General features: G+C 67.2%; 17 protein-coding genes and 1 tRNA gene. 12 read left to right on the top strand and 6 right to left on the bottom strand.

What is annotated here, in order from left to right; genetic code table 11:
• The first annotated feature begins 6 nt into the window (after positions 1 to 6).
• The 4 genes from BLP83_RS15595 to BLP83_RS15580 are packed head-to-tail and all read left to right on the top strand — an operon-like array spanning position 7 to position 3,942.
• On the top strand, positions 7 to 867 hold the full coding sequence (locus BLP83_RS15595; RefSeq protein WP_091244893.1) for a class I SAM-dependent methyltransferase: 861 nt from the start codon (positions 7 to 9) through the stop codon (positions 865 to 867).
• Positions 864 to 2,708 (top strand): hypothetical protein, encoded by a 1,845-nt coding sequence (locus tag BLP83_RS15590; RefSeq protein WP_091244890.1) that lies wholly within the window; start codon positions 864 to 866, stop codon positions 2,706 to 2,708. Before BLP83_RS15595 ends, BLP83_RS15590 begins: the two co-directional genes overlap by 4 nt.
• Positions 2,705 to 3,580, top strand: a complete 876-nt coding sequence (locus BLP83_RS15585) for a glycosyltransferase family 2 protein (RefSeq protein WP_176764229.1) — start codon at positions 2,705 to 2,707, stop codon at positions 3,578 to 3,580. The genes BLP83_RS15590 and BLP83_RS15585 overlap by 4 nt, the downstream gene beginning before the upstream one ends.
• Positions 3,577 to 3,942 carry a gamma-butyrobetaine hydroxylase family protein gene (locus BLP83_RS15580; protein ID WP_091244882.1) on the top strand — a complete coding sequence of 122 codons (366 nt, stop codon included), beginning with the start codon at positions 3,577 to 3,579 and terminating at the stop codon, positions 3,940 to 3,942. The genes BLP83_RS15585 and BLP83_RS15580 overlap by 4 nt, the downstream gene beginning before the upstream one ends.
• Before the next feature lie 188 nt (positions 3,943 to 4,130).
• Here the strand turns inward: BLP83_RS15580 and BLP83_RS15575 are convergent, their stop codons facing one another.
• The 4 genes from BLP83_RS15575 to thiS form a co-directional block, all read right to left on the bottom strand.
• Positions 4,131 to 5,960, bottom strand: coding sequence for an SLC13 family permease (locus tag BLP83_RS15575; RefSeq protein ID WP_091244879.1), 1,830 nt, complete (start codon positions 5,958 to 5,960; stop codon positions 4,131 to 4,133).
• Between the two features lie 70 nt (positions 5,961 to 6,030).
• Positions 6,031 to 6,747 (bottom strand): tRNA (guanosine(46)-N7)-methyltransferase TrmB, encoded by a 717-nt coding sequence (gene trmB / locus BLP83_RS15570; protein WP_091244876.1) that lies wholly within the window; start codon positions 6,745 to 6,747, stop codon positions 6,031 to 6,033.
• Entirely contained in the window at positions 6,747 to 7,547 is an 801-nt protein-coding gene (locus tag BLP83_RS15565; RefSeq protein WP_091244874.1) for a thiazole synthase, read from the bottom strand. Before BLP83_RS15565 ends, trmB begins: the two co-directional genes overlap by 1 nt.
• Positions 7,548 to 7,613: 66 nt before the next feature.
• Positions 7,614 to 7,814, bottom strand: a complete 201-nt coding sequence (gene thiS, locus BLP83_RS15560; RefSeq protein ID WP_218121263.1) for a sulfur carrier protein ThiS — start codon at positions 7,812 to 7,814, stop codon at positions 7,614 to 7,616.
• A 115-nt stretch (positions 7,815 to 7,929) separates the two neighbouring features.
• On the opposite strand from thiS, the gene BLP83_RS15555 reads away from it, so the two are divergent.
• The 6 genes from BLP83_RS15555 to BLP83_RS15530 all read left to right on the top strand — a co-directional run bounded on the left by BLP83_RS15555 (position 7,930) and on the right by BLP83_RS15530 (position 13,436).
• A tRNA-Gly gene (locus BLP83_RS15555) sits at positions 7,930 to 8,003 on the top strand.
• 21 nt (positions 8,004 to 8,024) lie between these two features.
• Positions 8,025 to 8,468, top strand: a complete 444-nt coding sequence (locus BLP83_RS15550) for an ATP-dependent zinc protease family protein (RefSeq protein WP_091244868.1) — start codon at positions 8,025 to 8,027, stop codon at positions 8,466 to 8,468.
• 83 nt (positions 8,469 to 8,551) lie between these two features.
• Positions 8,552 to 9,445 carry a 30S ribosomal protein S6--L-glutamate ligase gene (rimK, locus tag BLP83_RS15545; RefSeq protein ID WP_091244865.1) on the top strand — a complete coding sequence of 298 codons (894 nt, stop codon included), beginning with the start codon at positions 8,552 to 8,554 and terminating at the stop codon, positions 9,443 to 9,445.
• Between the two features lie 878 nt (positions 9,446 to 10,323).
• Positions 10,324 to 10,629 (top strand): hypothetical protein, encoded by a 306-nt coding sequence (locus tag BLP83_RS18420; protein ID WP_143006722.1) that lies wholly within the window; start codon positions 10,324 to 10,326, stop codon positions 10,627 to 10,629.
• 323 nt (positions 10,630 to 10,952) lie between these two features.
• Positions 10,953 to 11,477, top strand: coding sequence for a hypothetical protein (locus BLP83_RS15535; RefSeq protein ID WP_143006721.1), 525 nt, complete (start codon positions 10,953 to 10,955; stop codon positions 11,475 to 11,477).
• 33 nt (positions 11,478 to 11,510) lie between these two features.
• Complete coding sequence (locus tag BLP83_RS15530; RefSeq protein ID WP_091244853.1) at positions 11,511 to 13,436, top strand: putative 2OG-Fe(II) oxygenase; 1,926 nt, start codon at positions 11,511 to 11,513, stop codon at positions 13,434 to 13,436.
• A gap of 21 nt (positions 13,437 to 13,457) precedes the next feature.
• Here BLP83_RS15530 and BLP83_RS15525 read toward each other — a convergent pair whose 3' ends face one another.
• A complete protein-coding gene (locus BLP83_RS15525; protein ID WP_176764228.1) occupies positions 13,458 to 14,414 on the bottom strand; it encodes a class I SAM-dependent methyltransferase in 957 nt (318 codons plus the stop codon).
• 249 nt (positions 14,415 to 14,663) lie between these two features.
• On the opposite strand from BLP83_RS15525, the gene BLP83_RS15520 reads away from it, so the two are divergent.
• Positions 14,664 to 15,926: an aspartyl/asparaginyl beta-hydroxylase domain-containing protein gene (locus tag BLP83_RS15520; RefSeq protein WP_091244846.1), complete on the top strand. Its 1,263-nt coding sequence runs from the start codon at positions 14,664 to 14,666 to the stop codon at positions 15,924 to 15,926.
• Between the two features lie 464 nt (positions 15,927 to 16,390).
• Here the strand turns inward: BLP83_RS15520 and BLP83_RS15515 are convergent, their stop codons facing one another.
• Positions 16,391 to 19,246, bottom strand: a complete 2,856-nt coding sequence (locus BLP83_RS15515) for a TonB-dependent receptor domain-containing protein (RefSeq protein WP_091244843.1) — start codon at positions 19,244 to 19,246, stop codon at positions 16,391 to 16,393.
• Positions 19,247 to 19,586: 340 nt separating this feature from the next.
• On the opposite strand from BLP83_RS15515, the gene tkt reads away from it, so the two are divergent.
• Positions 19,587 to 21,578 carry a transketolase gene (gene tkt, locus BLP83_RS15510; RefSeq protein ID WP_091244978.1) on the top strand — a complete coding sequence of 664 codons (1,992 nt, stop codon included), beginning with the start codon at positions 19,587 to 19,589 and terminating at the stop codon, positions 21,576 to 21,578.
• The last annotated feature ends 751 nt before the right edge of the window (positions 21,579 to 22,329 follow it).

Here is a 22,329-nt window from a genome sequence, read left to right as displayed (position 1 = left end):
TCCGCGATGAGCGAATCGACGCCGGCGCTGGAATTCACCGGCGAACGCTTCACGCCGGAATGCGTGCGTGAGATCTGGTACGAGCACTACCACCGCTACGCCTTCGCGCAGCCGCTGGCGCGCGGCAAGCGCGTGCTCGATGCCGCCTGTGGCGAGGGCTACGGCTCGGCTCTGGTCGTGGCCGGTGCGGCCTCCGTGCTGGGGCTCGACGTGTCGGCACAGGCCATCGCCCATGCGCGTGCCCGCTACGCCCAGCCGAACCTGCGCTTCGAGCAGGCCGACGTGACCGCGCTGGAGCACCTGCCCGCCGCCAGCTTCGACCTGATCCTGAGCTTCGAAACGCTGGAGCACCTGCACGCCCAGGAAACCATGCTGCAGGGCTTCCGCCGCCTGCTGGCCCCCGGCGGCCTGCTGCTGGTGTCGACCCCGGACAAGCGCAACTACACCGACATTCCGCAGTTCCACAACGAACACCATGTGCGTGAGCTCTACCGCGAGGAGTTCGAGGCCCTGCTGGCCGGGATCTTCCCGCACCGTCGCCTGTACGCGCAGAAGCTGCTGTTCCAGTCGGCGCTGTGGGCGCTGGATGCGGACGAGGGCGGGCCGGCCGCGGCCACACTCAGTCGCGAGGGCGGCTTGAGCGAGGGAATGGCCTATCCGCCGATGTACTACATCGCCGCCTGCGCGCTGCAGCCGCTGCCTGTGCTGCCCGCCACGCATCTGTTTGGTGACGCGGAAGAAAGCGTCTACGCCCACTACCACCACGAGATCCGCAAGAACATGGCGGCTGGCCATCGCATCCAGGAACTGGAGCGCGAGGTCGAAGCGCTGCGCGCCGCGCTGCGGGCGGCTGGAGCGGCGGGGTGAGCTGGGGCAGCTACGGCCTGCGCCTTGGACCGACCCCGAGCCCGTCGGCGGCACCGCTGTTCGCGGCGGTGCCGACGCGGGCGCTGGCGCTTGGTGACGGGCAGATCCTGCTCAGCGAACGCGATACCGGCCGCAGCCGTATCGTGACCGTCCAAGTCGCACAGGCCCTGGAGCTGTGCGCCGCGTTCGCGCCGATGGATCTGCATGTGCAGCGCGTGTGCGCGAGTGTCTCGGGTCTGCAGGGCCATGAGGTGGCCGTGCGCGGCGTGCTCGAGGATCTTGCCCGGCAGGGCGCCCTGGTCAGCGCCGAGTCTTGGCTCGATGCCTTGCAGGCCGCCGACACGCCCGCGCCGCCGCCTCTGCGTACCGTCATCGTCCGCACCTGCGAGCGCGCGCCCCAGCTCGCCGCCCTGTTCGCGACGCTACGCGAGCACGAACTGCGCTGGCGCAGCGGCCTGCGCTATCTGCTGGTCGATCGCAGCCGAGATGCAGAGACCGTGCAGCGCAACCGCGACACGCTCGAAGCCTTCAGCGCGGCGACCGGTTGCCACAGCGTCCACGTCGACCGGACCCGCCAGCAGGCCTGGCTCGATGAACTCTGCCGGGCTCTGCCGGAGCGGGCCTCGGGCCTGCGAGTCCTGCTCGGTGAAGGTGCGGCGGCGCCGGGCTTCCACGGCGACTATGGCATCAGCCTCAATTGGATCCAGCTGCTCGGCGCCGGCCAGCGCTACGCCATGCTGGATGACGATCACCTGTTCCCGCTGCGCTGGCACCCCGCTTCCGGCCAAGGGCTCGACCTCGTCGACCAGCCCGACCCACCACAGGTGCTGGACGATCTCGATAGCGCGCTGGACTGGGGAAGCGAGGGCGAGATCGATCCCTTCGCCGCCCACGCCGAGGTCTGCGGCCAGCCGCTCGCGCATCTGCTGCGGCAGGCACCGATGCGCCTCGATTCCGCACAGCTGCAGGGCCTTGCGCCTGCGCAACTGCCCGCGTTCAAGGCCGATGCGCGGGTGCTGGCCAGCGTGCATGGCCATCGCGGTGACGCCTCCTCGCTGAGCCTGATCTGGCTGCTGGCGCTGCCAGCGGCCGCGCGCCCAGCCCTGCTCGCGGACCCGCAGCGCTACCGCGAATGTTTGCGCCGTCCTGCGGTGGTACAGGTGGCGCGCCGCTACCGCTGCCTCCGCTCGCACGGCCTGTCGCCCTTCATGCTCGATGGCAGCCGCCTGCTGCCCGCCGTGCCGCCGCGCGGTCGCGGCGAGGATGGGGTGTTCTCGGCCCTGCTGAAGGCTCTGCAGAGCAACAGCCTGCAGGTTGAGCTGCCGATGGCGGTGGGACATCGGCGCCCGGCGGCGCCGGAACGTTCGGAACTTGCCAGCACACCCGCCACGCCGGCGCTGGCGCAGGTGCTGACCGATCAGCTGCACGAGCTCTCGCCCCGGCTGCGCAGCGAGGACCCGCTGGCGCGCCTGCGCGCGGTCTGCGCGAGCCTCGAAGAACACGCCGCCGGGTCCGACGCGGAACTCGCCGGGCATCTGCAGGCACATCTGCGGGCGCAGCGTGCGCGTGTGGTCGCCGGTCTGCGCCTCGCCCTGCATGATCGGCCCGTCGCGCCCGCGCATCTCGCGACCGATCTCGCCAGCCTGATCGAAGCCAACGGCCGCGCCCTGCTCGATGGCGCGCCGGCGCGCTTCGCCGAGTGGCCTGAGGGGATCGACGCGCAGGCGGGGGCCGCGCTCTGGCGCGGCTATGTCCAAGAGTTTGCCGCCGCGCTGCCGGCCTGGCCGCTGGCCCTGGAGGTCGCCCGCGAGCGTCGCGAACACTGGCTGGGTGCGCCTTGAGCCCGCGCGCGCCGCTGCTGTCGGTGCTGATCGTCAGCCACGACAGCGCCGACGTCTTGCCGCGTTGCCTGGAAGCGCTGGCGGTGCAGGAGGGCGTGGCTTTGGAAGTCATCGTCGTCGACAACGGCTCAGCCGTGCCGCCGGCGGCGCATCCGCGGCTCGACCGTTTGATCCGCAATGCCGACAACCCAGGCTTCGCGGTGGCCTGCAACCAGGCGGCAGCACTGGCCCACGGCGAATGGCTGCTTTTCCTCAATCCCGACTGCTTTCCGGGGCCACAGGATCTTGCGACCTTGCTGGCTCTCGCAGGGCAAGCCAACGGCGAGGGACGTCTGGGGGTGCTGGGCGCACAGCTGCTTGAGGCCGACGGCAGCGCGCAGGCGGCCTCGCATCGCCGCGATCCGACGCCGGCTCGCCTGCTGGAGGGCCTGCGCCGGGGCCGCGCGGCGATCGAGCCGCCGCCGGATGCGGGCGCGCCCCGGGAGGTCGAGGCGATCTCCGGTGCGCTCATGCTGCTGCCGCGTGCTTCGTTCGAGGCAGTCGGCGGTTTCGATGAAGGCTACCGCCTGCACTTCGAGGACCTCGACCTGTGCCGCCGCCTGCGCCAGCAGGAGCTGCGCGTGCTGTTCGCGCCGGGCCTGCGGATCACCCACCTGAAGGGCACCAGCAGCCGTCGCCGTCCGCTGTGGGTGGCCTGGCAGAAGCACCGCGGCTGGCGCCGCTACTACGAGCGCTTCGATGCGCAGGCGCTGCCTGCGCCGGCGCGCTGGGGCTTCCGCCTGCTGATCTGGCTGGCCCTGCCCTGGCTGCTGCTGCGCGCGCTCAAGCCGTCCCACCGATCCCTCGCCCGGACTTCGATCCCAAGCCCATGAGCACCACGCCCGCGCCCACCGACATCGTCCTGCACCAGCGTTCGCGCATCCTCGAAGTGGCCTTCGAGGACGGCAGCCGCTTCCATCTGACCTGCGAGTACCTGCGCGTGGAGTCGCCCTCGGCCGAAGTGCAGGGCCATGGGCCGGGTCAGAAGGTGTTGGTGGCGGGCAAGCGCGAGGTCGGTATCCGCGCGATCGAGCCGGTGGGCCACTACGGCGTGCTGTTGCGCTTCGATGATGGGCATGAGACCGGCATCTACAGTTGGACCACCCTGTTCGAACTGGGGCGCGAGCAGGAGCAGCGCTTTGCCGCCTATCTCGACGCGCTGACCAAGGCCGGGCTGTCGCGCGATCGCCGCTGAGAGCATGTGAGAACCATCCGCCGACTGCGGCCGCCTCTGGCCGCCCGTGGCGGCAGCGCGCTAAGCGAATTCCGCGGTCACCAGCTCGCCAAACTCCCTTGAATTCACGTACCGCGCTTTGCCACGAACACCCAGAGGCGCCCTCGCTACGGCGTCTGGGTTTTTTTTACACGCTCTGAGCCGCGCGCTCAGAACACCAGATAGCTCATGCCCAGCACCAGGCCGAGGTAGAGCAGGGACAGGGGCAGGCCGACCTTGAGCAGGTCGCGCACGCGGTAGCCGGCGGCGCCGCTGACCATCGCCAGCACCGGGTTCGAGCCGGTCAGGAAATTGTTCGACGCCGACAGCGCCACCACCACGGCGAACTGGATCGGTGCCGCGCCCGTCGAGATCGCGATGTTGATTGCCATCGGCACCATGATCACGGTGGCGCCGACGTTGCTGATGACCATCGCCATCGCCGTGGTGATGAGCCCCAGCACGCCGAGCAAGGCCCAGCCGGGCAGGTGGCCGAAGTGCTCCAGGGTCTGGCTGGCGACGAAGTTGGCCACCCCGGAGCTGTCCACCGCCCAGCCCAGCGGGATCAGGCAAGCCATGATGAACACGGTTTTCCAGTTCACCGAGGCATAGGCCTCGTCCATGTTGATGACGCCGAGCAGCAGCATGCCGACCGCACCCGTCATCAGCGCCACCGGCACCGCGACTTCGCTGGACAGGGCCAGCGCCAGGGCCAGTCCGAAGCAAGCCAGGGCGTGCCAGAGTTTGTGCGGGCGCTGCTCGTCCTTCGGATAGTCGGTCACCACCACGAAGTCACGGCTGCTGGCGGCCAGCGCGAGGTCGCGCCAGAAGCTGTGGAACACCAGAAGGTCGCCGGCACGCAGCGAAGTACGCCGGATCGCTTCGCGATAGACCTCGTTGCCGCGGTTGATCGCCAGCACGCTGATGCCGAAGCGCTTGCGCAGGTGCAGATCCTCGAGCGTCTGTCCGATCAGCTGCGAGTTGGGCGGAATCACCGCTTCTGAAATGCCTGCGCGGCTGGGGTTGAACAGGTCGGCGAAGTTGCGCAGGCGCGCTTGCAGGCGCAGCAGATTGTTCTGGGCGTAGTCGGCGACCTGCTCGCGCGGGCCCATCACACCGAGCACGCTGCCGACCCAGATCATCTCGTCGGCGGGCGGAGCCAGCCGCGCCTCGTTGCCGCTCTTCAGCGCCAGCAGCAGCGGCGCGCCACGCATCGATTCGGCTTCCAGCACCGACATGCCGACCAGCGGGCTGTCGGAGGTCACCGTCAATTCGTAGACGTCGCCCTCGATGCCATAGGCGCGGGCAAAGTAGCTGTCGGTGCGGCCGGGTGCTACGCCCTTGTCCTCGCCCTGGCCAAGCAGGCGCGCGCCGAACAGGCGGAAGAAGGCCAGCGCCATCAGCAGCAGGGCAAGCCCGATCGGCAGCGGCGCGAAGATCGGCAGCGGTGACAGCGAGGCCACGCCCGAAGGCAGGTTGCTGTTGGCCGCCACCAGCAGGTCGTTCAAGAGGATCAGCGGCGAGCTGCCGACCATGGTGAGCGCGCCGCCCATGACCACGCAGACCGCGATCGGCATCAGCAGGCGGCCGAGAGAGACGCCGGTGCGCGCCGACAGGCGTGCCGCCACCGGCAGGAACAGCGCGGTCACCGAGGGGTTCTGCATGACCGCGGACACCAGGCCAGCCACACTGCTCGACAGCAGCACCAGGCGTTCCTCGTAGCCCTTCGACTTGCGCAGCAGCCACACCGCGACCCGGTTCAGCAGGCCGGTGCGATCCAAGCCCGCGCCCAGGATCATGGTGGCGATGACGCTGATCACCGCATTGCCGGCGAAGCCATCGAACAACTGCTCCACCGGCACCAGCCCGAACAGGCCCAGGCAAACCAGCACCAGCAGGGCGGTGACGTCCTGGCGCAGGCGCTCCCACACGAACATGCCCATGGTGAAGGCCATCAGGCCCAACACCAGCCACATATCGAGCGAGAGGCCGGCGAACATCTAGCTGCTCCGCCGCGGCAAGCGGCCGGCGCGCTGTGCTCGGGTGTCGATGGGACGGTCCGGCATGCACCTAGACCCGGCGGTAGAGCAGATCCCAGACCCCGTGCCCCAGGCGCAGGCCACGGCGCTCGAAGTGGGTCTCCGGGCGCCAGTCCGGGCGCGGCACGTGGCCGCCGGGGCCTTCGGAGTTGCGGAATGCGCCGGATGCGTCCATCACCTCCCACATCTGCTCGGCATAGGGCTGCCAGTCGGTGGCGAGATGCAGCAGGCCGCCCGGCGCGATGCGGCTGGCCAGCAGCTCGACGAAACCGGGCTGGATCAGGCGCCGCTTGACGTGCCGCTTCTTGTGCCAGGGGTCGGGGAAATAGATCCGCACCTCGCTGAGCGCGCCCTCGCCGATGCACTGCTTGAGCACCTCGACGGCGTCCTCCGCGTACAGGCGCACATTTCGCAGCGCGTTCGATTCGATGGCGTTCAGGGCGCGGCCAACGCCCGGCTTGTGCACCTCGATGCCGATGAAGTCGCGCTCGGGCGAATGCAAGGCGCCGTGGATCAGGGCTTCGCCGTTGCCGAAGCCGATCTCCAGCACCAGCGGCGCCGTGCGGCCGAACCGGGTCGGGGCATCCAGCGGCCCTTGCGCGATCTCCAGGCCATACCTCGGCCAGAGCTCGTCGAGCGCGCGCTGCTGCGCCGGGGTCAGCCGGCCGGCACGCTGCACGAAACTGCGCAGCACGCGGGTGGCGGCCTCGGGAAGAACGCGTTCGGGCTTGTCTTCCAGCGCGCTCATCAGAAGAAGAGCCCATCCACCGGCGAGGACGCGCTGGCGTAGCGCTTGCGCGGAATGCGTCCGGCCAGGAAGGCTTCGCGACCGGCTTCGACGGCCTTGCGCATCGCGCTGGCCATGAGCACCGGGTGCTTGGCGCCGGCGATCGCGGTATTCATCAGCACGCCGTCGCACCCGAGCTCCATCGCGATGGCGGCATCGGAGGCCGTGCCCACGCCGGCATCGACGATCACCGGCACCGAGAGGCTCTCGATGATCTCCAGCAGGGTGTAGCGGTTCTGGATGCCCAGCCCCGAGCCGATCGGCGCGGCCAGTGGCATCACCGCCACGCAGCCGATCTTCTCAAGCTCGCGCGCGACGATCGGGTCGTCGCTGGTGTAGACCATCACCTCGAAGCCGTCGCGCACCAGAACTTCGGCGGCGCGCAGGGTCTGCACCACGTCCGGGTAGAGGGTCTTCTCGTCGCCCAGCACCTCGAGCTTGACCAGGTTGTGGCCATCGAGCAGCTCGCGCGCCAGCCGGCAGGTGCGCACCGCATCCTCGGCGCTGTAGCAGCCGGCGGTGTTGGGCAGCAGGGTGTAGCGCTCGGGCGGCAGGAAGTCGAGCAGGTTGGGTTCGCCGGCATTCTGGCCGAGATTGGTGCGGCGGATGGCGACGGTGACGATTTCGGCGCCGGCGGCCTCGCTGGCGCGGCGGGTCTCATCAAAGTCGCGGAACTTGCCGGTGCCTGTCAGCAGGCGGGAGGAAAAACTGCGGGTGCCGATCTTGAGCCGGTCGGCGGCGGGCTGGGCTGCGCTGTCCATCGCCGGATTATCGACCGAACCCGCAGGCGCTGTCGCGACGATGGCCGCGATTGCGTCGGAATCGCTTCAGCCGCCGCCCAGCGCGTGCACCAGCTCGACCACATCGCCATCGGCCAGCGTGTGCTCGGCATGGCGGCTCTTCGGCACGATCTCGCGATTGACTTCGACAGCGACGCGGCGGCCGGCGTGGCCGAGCTGTTCGATCAGGGCGGCGACGGTGGTGCCTGCAGGCAGCGCGCACGCCTCGCCGTTCAATTGGATCTGGATCATGGAGCGCTCGGACGTCGGAGCAGGGAGTGAAGCGGCGCATGGCGCATCGCGGAGACACCTCTCGCGGCATTGCCTGCGTGAGGCAAGCGGGGCTAAGCTTTCGCACCGCAGTGCGGGTGTAGCTTAATGGTAAAGCAGCGGCTTCCCAAGCCGCCGACGTGGGTTCGATTCCCATCACCCGCTCCATCCGATGCCGCCGCCCGAGCCATGGTCGATCCGTTTCCCATCGTGCTCGGCTGGTGCGAGACCCTCGCCCTCCCCGACTTGTCCATCCCGGCGATCGAAGCCAAGATCGATACCGGCGCGCGCAGCTCGTCCCTGCATGTCGACAGCCAGCAGTGCTTCATGCGCGGAGAGCGCGAATGGGTCCGATTCGCCCTGCATCTCGATGGCGCGGCCACCCGGCTCCCCGTGCAGGCCGAGGCGCCGGTGCACGACCGCCGCGCGGTGCGCGACTCCGGCGGCCATGAGACCGAGCGCGTGTTCATCCTCACGACGCTGGCCATCGCCGGCATCCGCTATCCGATCGAAGTGAACCTGGCGGCACGCCGAGGACTCAAGTTCCCCATGCTGATGGGTCGCACCGCCCTTGCGGGGCGCTTCCTGGTTGACCCCGCGCGCAAGCACACCCTGCCATCCCCGGCGCTGTAACCCGCGCAGGCCGGGGGCTCGTTACGCTGCCATCGATTCCCGATTCCCGATTCCCGATTCCCGATTCCCGATTCCCGGCTCCGATGAAACTCGCCATCCTCTCGCGCAACTCCAAGCTCTACTCCACCCAGCGCATCGTCGAGGCCGGGCGCGTGCGCGGCCACAGCGTGCGCGTGCTCGACCCCCTGCGCTGTTACATGCGCATCGCACCCGGCGACTTCCAGATGCACTACAAGGGCAAGGAGCTCACCGATTTCGATGCGGTGATTCCGCGCATCGGCGCCTCGGTGACCTTCTACGGCACGGCGGTGCTGCGTCAATTCGAGATGATGGGCACCTACACGCCGAACGGCTCTGAGGCCATCCTGCGCGCCCGCGACAAGCTGCACTGCCACCAGCTGCTGGCACGGCAGGGCATCGGCTTGCCCAAGACGGTATTTGGCGACAACCCCGACGACACCGCCGACCTGCTGGCCATGCTCGGCAAACCACCGCACGTCATCAAGCTCACCGAGGGCACCCAGGGCACCGGCGTGATCCTCGCCGAGCGCGCGTCCTCCTCGCGCAGCGTGATCGAGGCCTTCCGCGGCCTGTACGCCAACTTCATCGTGCAGGAGTTCATCAGCGAGGCGAAAGGCGCCGACCTGCGCTGCTTCGTGGTGGGCAGCCGGGTGGTCGCTTCCATGCGTCGCCAGGCCAAGCCCGGCGAATTCCGCTCCAACCTGCATCGTGGAGGCACCGCCAAGGCCGTCGAACTGAGTGACGAAGAGCGCGAGATCGCAATCCGCGCGGCCCGTGTGATGGGGCTGGGCGTGGCCGGCGTCGATCTCCTGCGCTCGAAGCGCGGCCCACTGGTGCTGGAGGTGAACTCCTCGCCGGGCCTGGAAGGCATCGAAGCCGCCACCGGCGTGGACGTGGCAGGTGAGATCATCGACTACATCGATCGGCGCCTGCGCGCGCGCAGGCGCAAGGGGTGAGATCCAACAACGGGCATCGGTCGATGCGCGTCTGGCGTACTTCGGCTACCCGATGGTGCTCGGAGTGGTGGTTTAACGTTGGCGCAAGCCACGCTTAACCACTATTTAATCGCTGTCGGCGCAGGCTGTTAGAGCCGTGTCCTCTGCTTGGCACTCCTAAAGTCTTCGTGACTGGCAGATCCATCGGTATCGGGGCAGTACCTCTTCAACCCGCCTTGCGCAGTTCCCCCTGTGCTGGCGGGTTTTCTTTTGCCGCCCCGATGGGGCTTGGTGCGGAGACACGCTCGGGTAGCGACCTGTCTCGCCGAACCACGCTGGCATGTTCGGCTCGATGCGTTCCTTGTCTTGGCGATCTCAGTTCCGGTCCCTGCCAACCAGGCAGGGCAGAGATGCAGTCATCTTTCGATGTCGCCGTGCGCGGCCTCGTCTTGATGCTCTACAGGCAATCGGCCGTGATCCATCCCGGCCCAAGGCGCTTGAGGACGTGTAAGCTCCGCCCGCGTCCGGTCACCGCGTGCGTGGGCCACGAGCCTGCGCAACCCGCAAGACGGGAATCCGATTGCGATGGTCGCGGACAAAGCATCTGGCGAGGGTCGAAGCGTGTGGTCCATAGCCACGGCGCGAGGGCTGTACTTGAATGGGATCCCCGGCGAGACAGCGGCGTTCCGACCACAACCGTCACAGAGTTCATGAGGAGTCTTGCAGTGCATCGCATGCAGTGGGCGTGGAAGGTTGGGCTCCTTGGGGCCTTGGTCTGGTCTGGCGAAGCGTGTGCGGCTGGGCATCCCTGTGCAGAGTTCACCGAGCCGGGCGCGCGGCTCGCTTGCTACGACCGTGCTTTCCCCCCCGTGACAGCCGATTTGTCTTCTGGGCAAGGCTTGACCGAAGCACGCCCGGAGCAGGACTTCGGCCTCAGCGAGCGTCAGGTCGAGTTGAGCAAACCTGAGGCTGAGCGCGCGTCGCAAGTCGACAGGATCGAGGCCGTAGTTGCGGCCGTGCGTTCCCTGAAGGGGGGGCAGCGCGAAGTGGTCCTGGAAAACGGCCAGATATGGCGCGTGACCGAAGGCGGCGTGCGTGGGCCGCTGAGATCCGGGGATATCGTGAACATCCGGAGGACATTTGCGGGCGGTTATCTGTTGAGCAAGCCGGGAGGCACAGGTCTGCGAGTACGTCGCTTGCGCTGATCGAACGCGGGAGGATCAGGGGGGGCGGGTCTGACCTCTCGAGGCTTCCATCTCATCGCCGTGCAACGCGCTGCAAGGGCAGGTTGCGCGGGGCCTTGGGTCTTCCGCTCCTGCGGGGAACTTTTCGAACCAGGGGGGCGAAGCTGCTTGAGGCAGGTGCGAAGACTCCTCCCCTGTACAGTTCCCACCGTGGACGTCCTCCGGCGTCCGAGGCGCCTGAAGAGGGCTCCGACGTCGTCTCGGCCTCTTCGTTTCCGTGTTGCACTTGCGTCCGGCGCGCCGGACTGTTGGACTTGGTGCCTCCGACCAGTGAGGAAGATCCAGTGAAACTGCTTCGAATGCTGTTGGCTATTCTGATCGCTCTGCCATTGATGGTCTCTGCCCGGGATCTCGGCTCGGGAGGTGCGCCTGAAAGTGGTGGAACCGTTGCGGCCGAGAATGATCAACGCACCGAGGCCGAAGCCCTGCTGGATGAAATCGAGCTTTCCATGAACATGGCCCGGGATGGGCAGTATGGCCGCATCAAGAAGCGGGACATGGATCGCCTTGAGTCGGCATTCGCCCATATCGTCGAAGTCTTGGGCATGGTGGAACGAGTGTCTGAGTTGCCCGCGGAGAAGCAGCAGTCGCTGGCCTCGGCGCAGTCCCAGATCAACGATGTCCTCAAGCCTGAAGATGAGGACCGCAAGATCTGCAAACGCATTTCGAGCACAGGGACCCGGCTCGGGGCGCTTGAGTGCTTGACTTTGGCAGAGCGTCGCTCGCGCGCGGAAGCATTCCGCAACATGGTTGATGGCATGCAGCGCGGAGCGTGTGTTCCTGGCGAGGGGAGGCCCTGTCCCGGTTGAGCAACAGGGTTGTAAACGGACCGAGTCTCTGAAATGCGCCTGATGGACCGCACGTCCGCCGAGCTGGTGTCCACGCTGATGCGCGAGGTGTCCCGTGGACGAGGAGCGTCCATGCTCGCCCAGGCTCGAGAGCTCGCGAGGCGACAAGCCTTGGCGCCTGACGCTCAGCATGCGCTCGCTCTCTGCGCGGCGCAGGCTGGCGCCTTGGAGGAGGCTGAACATGCGTTTCGCACGGCGCTGGGTTTGGTGCCTGGGCAACCCATCATCTTGGGCAACCACGCCCGCTTTCTGGCGCGACAGGGTCGCTGGGCGGACGCCGAGTTGGCCTGGCGGCGCTATCTGAGCGTTGCGCCGACAGACGCTGCTGCCTGGGGAGAACTGGGCCTGGTGCAGCTTTCTCTCTCGAGAGTTGGCGGAGCGGATCATGTCTCCTCCAGCCACGGCCGGGACCAGCGACTCGCCGCCATGGCCAGCCTCCGCCGCGCCCTCGAACTTGATGAGCGTCTCGTACGTGCGTGGCATGCCCTGGGAAGCGCGCTGCGCGATAACAGCGATCTCGCAGCCGCCGAGTCCGCCCTGCGCAGGGCCCTTGCGCTGGAGCCAGGTTCGACACTGCTGTGGGCCAGTCTCGCGGGCGTATTGCGTCTCGCTGGTCGGCCCGAGGATGCAGTCGAGGCTTATCGCGAATCCCGCCGACTCGGTGAGGTGGGCCCCGAGGTACTTGATGCGGAAGTGGGGGCGCTGATCGATTGCCTGCGGATCGAGGATGCCCGCGAGGCTTCCAGTCTGTTGTTGGAACGCTTTCCGGGATTCGCGCCCGCCTACACCACTCGCGCGAACCTTGATTGGGAGTACGGGGCTGGCGAAGCGGGGCTGGTCGCGCCCGAGTCGAACGATGCCGCTTTCTTCCGCAAGGCGGTCGAGGCGCAGCCGGAAAACACCGAGCTACAAGTTGGCTACGTCCGCTTCCTCATCGAGACCAAGCGTGGCGAGGAGGCTTTCGAGCGACTGCAGGAGTTGCGTCGACGCGAGGACCATCCGCGATTGATCGCGCTGCAGGCCAACGCTCTGGAGATCTCCGGCCAGTCCGAACGGGCGGCCTCGTTGTACGCCGAGGCTGACCGCAGCCTCGGCGCTCAGGATCCCAGTTTCAACAATGCCTACGTGCGCCATCTGCTCAAGTCCGGACAGTGGTCGGCCGCTGCCGCCCGCGCCGAACGCACCCTGGCGCTCGATCCACAGCGCCAGGAAACTTGGGCGTATCTCGCGACCGCATGGCGTCTGCTTGGGGACCCTCGCGAGGACTGGCTGTGTGGCTTCGAGCGTCTGGTGGCGTTGCGCCCGATCGATGTGCCTCGCGGCTGGCGCGACATGCCTGACTTCCTTGACGATCTGCGGGACGCACTTGAGCCACTGCATCGAGCGAAGACGCAGCCCGTGGCGCAAAGCCTGCGCGGTGGTTCACAGACGCCCGGCCGCCTGTTCGGGCGTGGCGAGCCGAGGATCGAGGTGCTCCGGCAAGCGTTGCTCTCGACGATCGAGGCTTGGCTCGCTGGACTTCGTTCTGAAGAGCGCCATCCGTTTCTTGGCCGCCTTGGGCGCAGCGTGCAATTCACGGGCTCCTGGTCGGTGAAACTCTGGAGGTCGGGCAGCCACGCGAACCATTTCCACAATGAGGGTTGGATGAGTTCGGCCTTCTACGTCGCTCTTCCTCCATCCGTGTCTGAAGCCGGGGAAAGCGCTCATGGCGGGATCACGGCAGGTGCGCTGCAGTTGGGGCAGCCACCGCTGGAACTTGGGCTGGACCTGCAGCCGCGGCGAATCATCCAGCCGCGAGCGGGGCATGTCGCTCTCTTCCCGTCCTACCTTTGGCACGGCACCGTGCCTTTCGACGATGCTGAGCCGCGCATCACCGTCGCATTCGACATGCTTCCAGTGGGCCGAGTCCAAGCGTACTGAGGAAAGGTCCGAGTGGCGGGCTCAGCGCTTTCTCAGACTGAGCTGCCAGCCGACAAGATTCGTCGCCGCGTGGAAGATCGGCTCCGACTTGAGAATTTCGAAGCCGGCACTGTCGGCCTCCCGGCAGACGCGCGCAAAGCCCGCGGCGTCGACGGCATGCCGGGTGAGGTCGTTGAGTCGGCGCCATGCTGCGCGCAGGTCTTCCTCGGCGCGGTCTACCTCCAGCCCGACCAAGCTGGGGCGGGTACGGGTGCGTGCGGCCAACAGGCTGCGGGCGGCGTCCAGGGCGATCTCCAGGATTCGTCCTGATTCGGGGCGATCGTGGCGCCGCTGTTCAAGCGCTTGGCGCAGTTGACGGATCGCCGCCGAGAGCTCCTGCTGGGCGTTCCGAAGGAAGTCTTGGGATGGTTGGTCGGCGCTGACCAAGCGATGCAGTTTCCGGTAGATGCGGGTCTGCTTGAAGACCAGATCGCATTCCGCCATCGAGTGCCGCGCGGAGTCCATCAGCACCGACTCCGCATGATGCAGGACGAACTGGGCGTGTCCGCCGGAAGCCAGTACGCGCGCCACCTCGGCGAGCGAGGCAGAGGTGTTCCCGTATTCGAGTGCGTAGTGCCCGCTTACGCCGTCGAAACTCGCGGCTGTGAAAGGCAGGCGTTCATTGGCGACGCCTGGATGGAAGCGCACGCCGGCATACCTGTGCGCCCCTCCGCTGACGGAGTTGACGGGATCGATCTGGGCCAAGTCGGTGGCGTCGATCGACCATTTCTCGCCGCGTCGCTGCGCGGCTTTCAGCGCCATCAGCGGCAGCACGCCGTTGCCGGTGCCGATGTCCAGCAGGCGAGCATCGGCGGGCAGCTGATCGAAGAAGGCTTGCCAGGCCTCCTGCAGTTCTAGGTCATAGAGACCGTCAAGGCCCACGGGGCCGGTCGCGACGGCACCGCTTCGGTAGTAGGTCTCCCACTGCGAAAGGCTCAAGTGAACTCCGGAATCTTTGGGGCGCATCGGCGCGTGTTGGGCGAGCGGTGTCGAGGGGCGATCGATCAGTCGTTGCGGACCTCGCCAAGTGGTTCCGAGCGCGACTTGGGAGAGCGAGCTGCGGGAAACCGCGCGTTCTCCGACACGCCCGCGGCCAGCAAGTATATCGATCGAGGCATTGGGGCCCCAGGCTAGTCGGCTGGGGCTATCCTTGCAGGCGGATCAGGACCAAGTCACGAGGCGGGACGGATGCAGCAGAACATCGAAGCACTGGTGCAGGCCGCACTTCGCGCGGTTCAGCATGGGCAGGTGGCGCAAGCGGTTTCGCTTTGGCGTCAGGTCCGCCAGCTCAGGCCAGATCATCCGCTCGCCCTGCACCACCTAGGCATGGAGGCGCTGCACCGCGGAGCGACCATCGAGGCGATCGAACTCCTGCAGCAGGCGCATCGGGCGGCACCAGGCGAGCCCATGACCCTGGTCAGCCTTGCCATGGCCCTACGCGAGCGCGCGGATTCTGATGGCGAGGCGAGGGCCCTGACCCAGGCCCTGAGTCTGGATCCATACTGTCTCCCCGCGCTGCTTGCCAAGGCCGCCCTGATTGAGCGCGAGGCGGGTCCGCGTGCCGCGGCATCGCACTATCGGAATGCTCTGCAGGTGGCGCCGCCGGAGCGCGCATGGCCGCCTCAGCTGCGTACGGCGCTCGCACACGCCAAGCACTGCGTCGATCGAGCCAGCGATGCCCTGAGCGAGTTTCTGGAAGCCCGCCTAGGTGTCGCCCGCGAGAAACTCAGCCCCAGTGAGGCCGAGCGCTGGCGTGAGGCAGGGGCCTTGCTGGCGGGGCGGTCACAGCCCTACCCGTCGAAGCCGAACCGGCTTCTGGTTCCGCGCCTGCCTGCCGAGCCCTTTTTCGAGCGCGCGCAGTTCGCCTGGGTGAGCGCTCTTGAGCGGCGCACTGCGGAGATCAGGGAGGAGCTCAATGCCGTTCATGCTGAGGCGCAGGCGGAATTCCAGCCCTACGTCGCGTACGAACCGGGCACTCCGGTGAACCAGTGGAAGGAGCTCAACCATTCAACTCGTTGGAGCAGCTACTTCCTCTGGCAGCACGGTGCACCTGTAGAGGATCACCTGCGTGCCTGTCCACGTACCGCCGAGGCCCTGGCCGAGGTCGAAATGGCCGATATCGGCGGACTCTGTCCCAACGCGATGTTTTCCGCGCTTGCCCCACACACCCATATCCCGCCGCACCATGGGGAGACCAACGCGAGGTTGGTGGTCCATCTGCCCCTGATCGTGCCGGAGCATTGCCTGTACCGGGTCGGCTTCGAGCAGCGCCGTTGGAAGGTGGGCGAGGTGCTGATTTTCGACGACAGCATCGAGCACGAAGCGCGGAACGACAGCGATGAACTTCGCGTCGTCCTGATTTTCGATGTATGGAATCCACTGCTGTCGTTGGCCGAGCGCGACATGGTTCGCGAGATCAGTGCCGCCCTGCCCGAATTCGAGCGGGGCTGAGCCAGTGGGGTCGTGATCTTTCAGGAATCACGCTCGCAGCCCTGCGCTCGCGGCATCCAGGGCAGGCCGTCTCGCCGAGTCCGCCTCGCGTCGCCGCGCAGCGATCGCGGATGTGGCGGAGTAGAGCAGCGGGATAGCCCTGCCGCGGGGGCTCTCCAAGTTGCCGGCCCGCAGATGCGATCCAACGGCCACCCTCCCATCGCAATTGTCCGCTCGTTTCTGACGAGGCAAGCGCACCGTTGAAGCTGGTCGGGGCCAGTGGTCCAGGTTGACCACCCGGGCGTATCCCCCGGCGCGGCCTGGCGCTTGCGAGCTTCCGGCGCCGGGCGGACTGGTGCTCCAGCTGTACTCACGCGTGCGATCGCGGAATGGGGTCCGCGGCGGGCTGCTGCCTGCCTTGTCCATGGGGCAAAAAAAGACGGCGGGCCGAGGCCCGCCGTCCAGGTGCTGCACGTGGTGCTCGATTAGAAGCGCACGTTGATGCTGCTGAAGATGAAGCGACCCAGCTGGTCGTAGCCGCCCGGAGCGTTGGCGTTGGTGGCGTTGTCAACACCCACCAGCGGCGGCTCCTTGTCAACGATGTTGTTGATGCCCAAGGTCAGGTCGATGTTGTCGGCCAGAGCCAGCGAGCCGGACAGGTCGAGGTAGTTGTAGCTACCGATCCCGCCACGCTCGGCGAGCAGCAGGTCGTCCTCGAGCGGTTCGCCGTCGACCGACACGTAGTCGATCGCGCCGAAGTGACGCCAGCGCAGGTTCAGCGACCAGCTGTCGCGCGAGTAGCGGACATTGGCGATATGGCGCCAATCCTGCGTGCGGCAGCTTTCGTTGATCAGGCCAGCGCAATCGAACGCCGTGTTCGGCACGCCGGGCAGCGGCGAGACTTCCTGTTCGAGGATGTAGGTGCCGACGAAGTTGGTGAAGAAGCGGCCACCCAGAGCTTCGAAGGTGTAGTTGACGTTCAGGTCGACGCCGTTCGTGGACAGCTCACCGAAGTTCTGGGTGGTGTTGACCACGAAGTTGCTGTCGGCCTGCCACAGGTCGCCGTCGGGGCCGCGCTGGATCAGGTCACAGATAGAAGCCAGACCGGTGTCCAGACAGGTACGCAGGATCGTCGGCGCACCGATGCCGGTGATGGTGTCCTCGATCTGGATGTTGTAGTAGTCCAGCGCGATCGACAGGTCGTCGGTCGGCGTCACCACCAGGCCCACGGTGTAGGTATCGGCCTGCTCCGGCTCGAGGTTCGGGTTACCACCGATGAACTGGTTGTTCTGGCCCGCCGGGTTGTTCAGGATGTTGCCGTACTGCGCGGCCGTGACGCCGGTGCGCGCGCACTCTTCCGGGGTGCGCCCGCTCGAAACAAGACCCGTGGAGGCAGACACCGGGCCCGCGCACGGATCGGCGCCCGCGTACAGGGCAGTGCGCTGCAGCGAGAACAGGTTGTTGATGCCCGGCGCGCGGATGGCGCGGTTGTAGCCCACGCGCGGACGCACCATGCCGATCTCGCCGATCAGGCCGATCTTGTAGGTGTTGGCGCCGCCGGCACGGTCATAGTCGGAGTAGCGGTAGCCGAGGTCGAGGTCCAGCGAGCGGAAGGCGCCATCGCCAGCGAACAGCGGGACCAGGGCTTCCATGAAGACTTCGTTGACCTTGGTCTGGCCGTCGATCGGCGGCTGGGCGGCACCGGCGCCGGCGAAGTTGCCCGCCGCGCTGTCGTTGTCCGACACCGACGAGAAGGCTTCACGGCGGTGCTCGACACCGAACACGCTGAAGATGGTCGAGCCGCCGGCCCAGGGCAGGCCGAAGCCGAGGTCGCCGGTGGCGAAGGCGTTGAACACCTCCATCTCGGTGTCGGTCTTGTTGAAGCTGGTGCCGGCCAGGGCGTTCGCCGCCTCGGCAGTCGCGCCACCGTCACGCCAGACGTTCCAGAACTGGCAGCCAGCGAAGGAGCCGGCGGGGCAGCCCAGCAGGCCACTGCGGATGCGCGAGATCAGGAAGTCGTTCGAGCCCTGGGTGTCGTTGCTCGTGCGCGCGAACGTGTACGAGGCATCGTAGTTCCAGATCTCACCCAGCGCACCCTTCGCGCCCACCACGAAGCGATAGGAGAAGTCGCTGGTGCGGGTGATGCGCGGGCCACCCTCGACGTTGCGGCGCAGCACGCCCACGTTGAAGGGCAGATCAGGATTCAGGCCCAGGTCGGCGCACAGCGAACCGAAGATGGGGTTGGCGCAGCTCTGGCCGGTCAGACCGACGTTGAAGGCGCCGGACTCGGCGATCTGGATGCTGTCCTTGCGGTTCACCAGCATGGCTTCGAAGTACGGGGTGAAGTACTCGTTCACCTCGTAGCTGATCGCGGTGCCGGCGGTGTAGCGCTCATCCGGACGCTGGTAGTAGTTCGGCGGAGCGTAGTTGTAGAGGTTACGCACGCCGTTCGACCAGCGGCCGGTGCTGTCGAACGAGGCGAAGGCGCCGTTGCGGACACCGGCCTGGCTGACAACGAAGTTGCCGGTATCGCTGGTGGCCGAGCCGCCGCAGAACGTGCCGGTGGCATCAAGCGCGCACGAGGAGTAGTCGCGCTGGGCGTGGAACAGCGGATCGTTCTCGCGGTAGGTCACCCAAGCCATGGCGTGGCCGGAACCGTCGCCGATCGCGCCGCCCCAGGCCAGGTCAAGGTTGCGGCTGGCGCCGTCGAAGCCGGAGTTGCCGTCTTCGTACTCGAAGCCGGACTCGTCCTGCAGGCCCTGCATGTAGCTGTTGCGGTTGTCGTGCTGGTAGGCCGAGTAGCCCGCGTTGATGCTGAAGCCCTCGAACTCGGTGTCGAGCACGAAGTTCACGACGCCGGCGACGGCGTCGGAGCCGTACACCGCGGACGCACCGCCGGTCAGGATGTCGACGCGGTTGATCAGCGCCGCGGGAATGATGCTGATGTCGCGCAGCTCACCCGTCGGGCCCGGCGGCAGGCGACGGCCATTGACCAGGGTCAGGGTGCGTTCCGGGCCCAGGTTGCGCAGGGAGACGGTGGCGTAGCCGGTGGCGCCGTTGTTCTCTTGTGAGTCAAAGGCCGGGTTCAGCTGGGGGTACTGGTTGACGAGGTCGTCAACGCGGGTCGCACCGGAGAGCGCGAAGTCTTCGCGCTGGATTTCAGTGACCGGGGCGGACGCGGTCACAGTCTGGCTCTGGATGCGCGAGCCGGTGACCACGATCTGGTCAAGCGAGGTGGGCGTTTCTTCTTCCTGGGCGTAGGCCGGAGCTGCCACGAGAGCGGCGGTACCGGCGACGAGCGCGAAGCGAATAGCACCCGACAGCGGGTTGAACTTTGACATCGGCTATGTCTCCAAACAGTTGGCTGGGATCGGGTCAGCACCCGAATACCTCAACCGCCCCCGGAACTGGGTTGGCGGTCGTCGGATGCTAACACAATGTTTACAAGCCTCTGCCAGCGCAGCGGCCGGTTCCCCGGCTCGCGGCCGCCCAGTTTCCCGGCTCGTGCCGCCAGACTTTCCGACAGCTCAGGGTCCAAGGGTCGGGACTCCGCAAGGCAGGCATGCACGGCGGACGACGGGCTGGCGTTTGATTGTCAATACGCCTGGTCCCGCGTTTGCCCCCCTCCGGACCCTCGGCGACAATGACGGGCTTACCGCCCAGCCGCCCATGGAACCCCCGATGCCCAGCCGTCGCGAACTCGCCAACGCCATCCGATTCCTGTCCGCCGACGCCGTCGAGGCGGCCAAGAGCGGCCACCCGGGCATGCCGATGGGCATGGCCGACATTGCCGAAGTGCTGTGGAACGATTTCCTGAAGCACAGCCCGGGCAACCCCGGTTGGGCCAACCGAGACCGCTTCGTGGTCTCCAACGGCCATGGATCGATGCTGCTGTATTCGCTGCTGCATCTGGCCGGCTACGACTTGCCGATCGACGAGCTGAAGCGCTTCCGCCAGCTGCATTCCAAGACCCCGGGTCATCCGGAGGCGTTCCATACACCGGGCGTGGAAACCACGACCGGTCCGCTGGGCCAAGGCTTGGCCAATGCTGTTGGTATGGCGCTCGCCGAGAAGGTGCTCGCGCGGCGCTTCAACCGGCCCGGCCACGCCGTGGTCGATCACCATACCTATGTGTTCCTTGGTGACGGCTGCCTGATGGAAGGCATCAGCCACGAGGCCTGCTCGCTGGCCGGCACCATGAAGCTCGGCAAGCTGATCGCCTTCTGGGACGACAACGGGATCTCGATCGACGGCGAGGTCCACGGCTGGTTCACCGATGACACCCCGGCCCGCTTCGAGGCCTACGGCTGGCAGGTGATCCGCCGTGTCGATGGCCACGACCCCGAAGAGATCGCCCAGGCCATCCGTACCGCGCAGGCCGAAACCGATCGCCCGACCCTGATCTGCTGCCGCACCACGATCGGCTTCGGTGCGCCGACCAAGGCTGGCAAGGAGGCCTGCCATGGCGCGCCGCTGGGCAAGGACGAGATCGCCGGCGCCCGTGCCGCGCTCAACTGGCCGCATGCGCCCTTCGAGATTCCGCAGGACATCTACGCCGGCTGGCGCGCGCGTGACCTCGCCGGCGCTGAGGCGCAGTGGAACGCGATGTTCCAGGCCTATGCGCAGGCCAACCCCGAGCTCGCCGCCGAGTTCGAGCGCCGCATGCGCGGCGAGCTGCCGGCGGACTTCGTGGCTGCCGCCGATGCCTACATCAGCAAACTGCAGGCGGAAGGCCCGACCGTCGCCTCGCGCAAGGCTTCGCAGATGGCGCTGGAAGCCTTCGGCCCGCTGCTACCCGAGCTGATCGGCGGTTCGGCCGATCTGGCGGGCTCCAACCTGACGCTGTGGAAGGGCTCGAAGGACGTCAACGCCGAGGACCCGAACGCCAACTACGTCTACTACGGCGTGCGCGAGTTCGGCATGAGCGCGATCGCCAACGGTCTGGCCCTGCACGGCGGCTTCCTGCCCTACGACGCCACCTTCCTGGTGTTCAGCGACTACGCGCGCAATGCCCTGCGCATGTCGGCGCTGATCCCGACCCGCACCATCCACGTTTTCACCCACGACTCCATCGGCCTGGGCGAGGACGGCCCGACCCACCAGCCGGTCGAGCATCTGGCCAGCCTGCGCTACATCCCCAACAACCACGTCTGGCGTCCCTGCGATGCGGTGGAGAGCGCGGTCAGCTGGAAGGCCGCGATCACCCGCGCCGACGGGCCGAGCTGCCTGGTCTTCAGCCGCCAGAACCTGCAGCACCAGCCGCGCACGGCCGAGCAGGTTGCCGACATCGCCCGTGGCGGCTACGTGCTGACTGATCCGCCGGAAGCGCGCTTCGACCTCATCCTGATTGCCAGCGGCAGCGAGGTCGAACTCGCCATGCAGGCGGCACGCGCGCTGGAGGCCGAAGGCACCAAGGTGCGCGTGGTCAGCATGCCCTGCAGCAATGTATTCGACGCCCAGCCCGTGGAATGGCGCGAAGGCGTGCTGCCCGGCTGGTGCCGCAAGCGCATCGCCATCGAGGCCGGCGTGTCCGACTTCTGGCGCAAGTACGTGGGCCTCGACGGCGCCGTCATCGGCATCGACAGCTTCGGCGCCTCGGCACCGGCGGACCAGTTGTTCAAGCACTACGGGTTCACGGTCGAGAAGATCGTGGCGGCGGCGAAGGGGCTTTGACGGCCGGGATTCGGGATTGGGGATTCGGGATTCGTTGAGAGCAATCCAGGCTTCGGGTTGATTGATTCAAAGCCGATGTGGCTCTGGCATTGACTCTCGCTTCTCGCTTCTCGCTTCTCGCTGCTTGCGTTGGCTCTTGCGGGCAGAAGCCCGCGCTCTTCTCGGGGCCCCTGGGGAGCGGCGAGGCTCGGACGATCCGCCCGCGGGGGCGCCTGCAGGGAGGCCGGCGATGTTCGTGACAGTGCAGGGATGCACTGTCCACGAACACCGGCCGAGAATCGCGGACCTATCGCGCATGGATGCGCGATGGGCGCGGACGAGCAGGCCTTTCTCTTGCCTACTTCTCTTGACTCCGGGCTTCCTGCCCTCCGCCCCTCCGGGGCCGCCTTCGGCGTTCGCGCCGCTCCTGCGGCGCAGTGGCCACGCAAAGAGAAGTAGGTCGGGCAGCCCGAAGGGCTGACCGAAAGCTCTTGCTCCTGGCTTCAAGCGATGGAGCGAAGAAACAAGCCTGGAGCGAGCGTTGAGCTCATCGTGGGCCAGGGCCCACCCTATGCGGCCCGGCAGTCCGCACGGCTCGCCAAATCCCTCGCAGGTCGATTGAGGCAGGCAAGAACCGAGTCGGAACGGTGATGCGGTTTGCCGGGCAGGGCTCTGCCCGGCCCTCACCCCAACCCCTCTCCCTCGGGAGAGGGGCTCACAGCGCGCACAAGCACTGGAGGCTTCGTTGAAAACTTCCTCGTCATTCGAGCGC

Origin of the sequence: Aquimonas voraii (assembly GCF_900101825.1) — a bacterium.
Lineage (GTDB): Bacteria > Pseudomonadota > Gammaproteobacteria > Xanthomonadales > Xanthomonadaceae > Aquimonas > Aquimonas voraii.
The sequence above is the reverse complement of the archived record's forward strand: the minus strand, read 5'-3'. Positions and strand labels throughout refer to the sequence as shown.

Bases quoted from the DNA above. Each gene is read 5' to 3' on its own strand.
- BLP83_RS15595 (WP_091244893.1), top strand. From the start codon at position 7: ATGAGCGAATCGACGCCGGCGCTGGAATTCACCGGCGAACGCTTCACG.
- BLP83_RS15580 (WP_091244882.1), top strand. From the start codon at position 3,577: ATGAGCACCACGCCCGCGCCCACCGACATCGTCCTGCACCAGCGTTCG.
- BLP83_RS15575 (WP_091244879.1), bottom strand. From the start codon at position 5,960: ATGTTCGCCGGCCTCTCGCTCGATATGTGGCTGGTGTTGGGCCTGATG.
- trmB (WP_091244876.1), bottom strand. From the start codon at position 6,747: ATGAGCGCGCTGGAAGACAAGCCCGAACGCGTTCTTCCCGAGGCCGCC.
- BLP83_RS15565 (WP_091244874.1), bottom strand. From the start codon at position 7,547: ATGGACAGCGCAGCCCAGCCCGCCGCCGACCGGCTCAAGATCGGCACC.
- BLP83_RS15550 (WP_091244868.1), top strand. From the start codon at position 8,025: ATGGTCGATCCGTTTCCCATCGTGCTCGGCTGGTGCGAGACCCTCGCC.
- rimK (WP_091244865.1), top strand. From the start codon at position 8,552: ATGAAACTCGCCATCCTCTCGCGCAACTCCAAGCTCTACTCCACCCAG.
- BLP83_RS15530 (WP_091244853.1), top strand. From the start codon at position 11,511: ATGCGCCTGATGGACCGCACGTCCGCCGAGCTGGTGTCCACGCTGATG.
- BLP83_RS15520 (WP_091244846.1), top strand. From the start codon at position 14,664: ATGCAGCAGAACATCGAAGCACTGGTGCAGGCCGCACTTCGCGCGGTT.
- BLP83_RS15515 (WP_091244843.1), bottom strand. From the start codon at position 19,246: ATGTCAAAGTTCAACCCGCTGTCGGGTGCTATTCGCTTCGCGCTCGTC.
- tkt (WP_091244978.1), top strand. From the start codon at position 19,587: ATGCCCAGCCGTCGCGAACTCGCCAACGCCATCCGATTCCTGTCCGCC.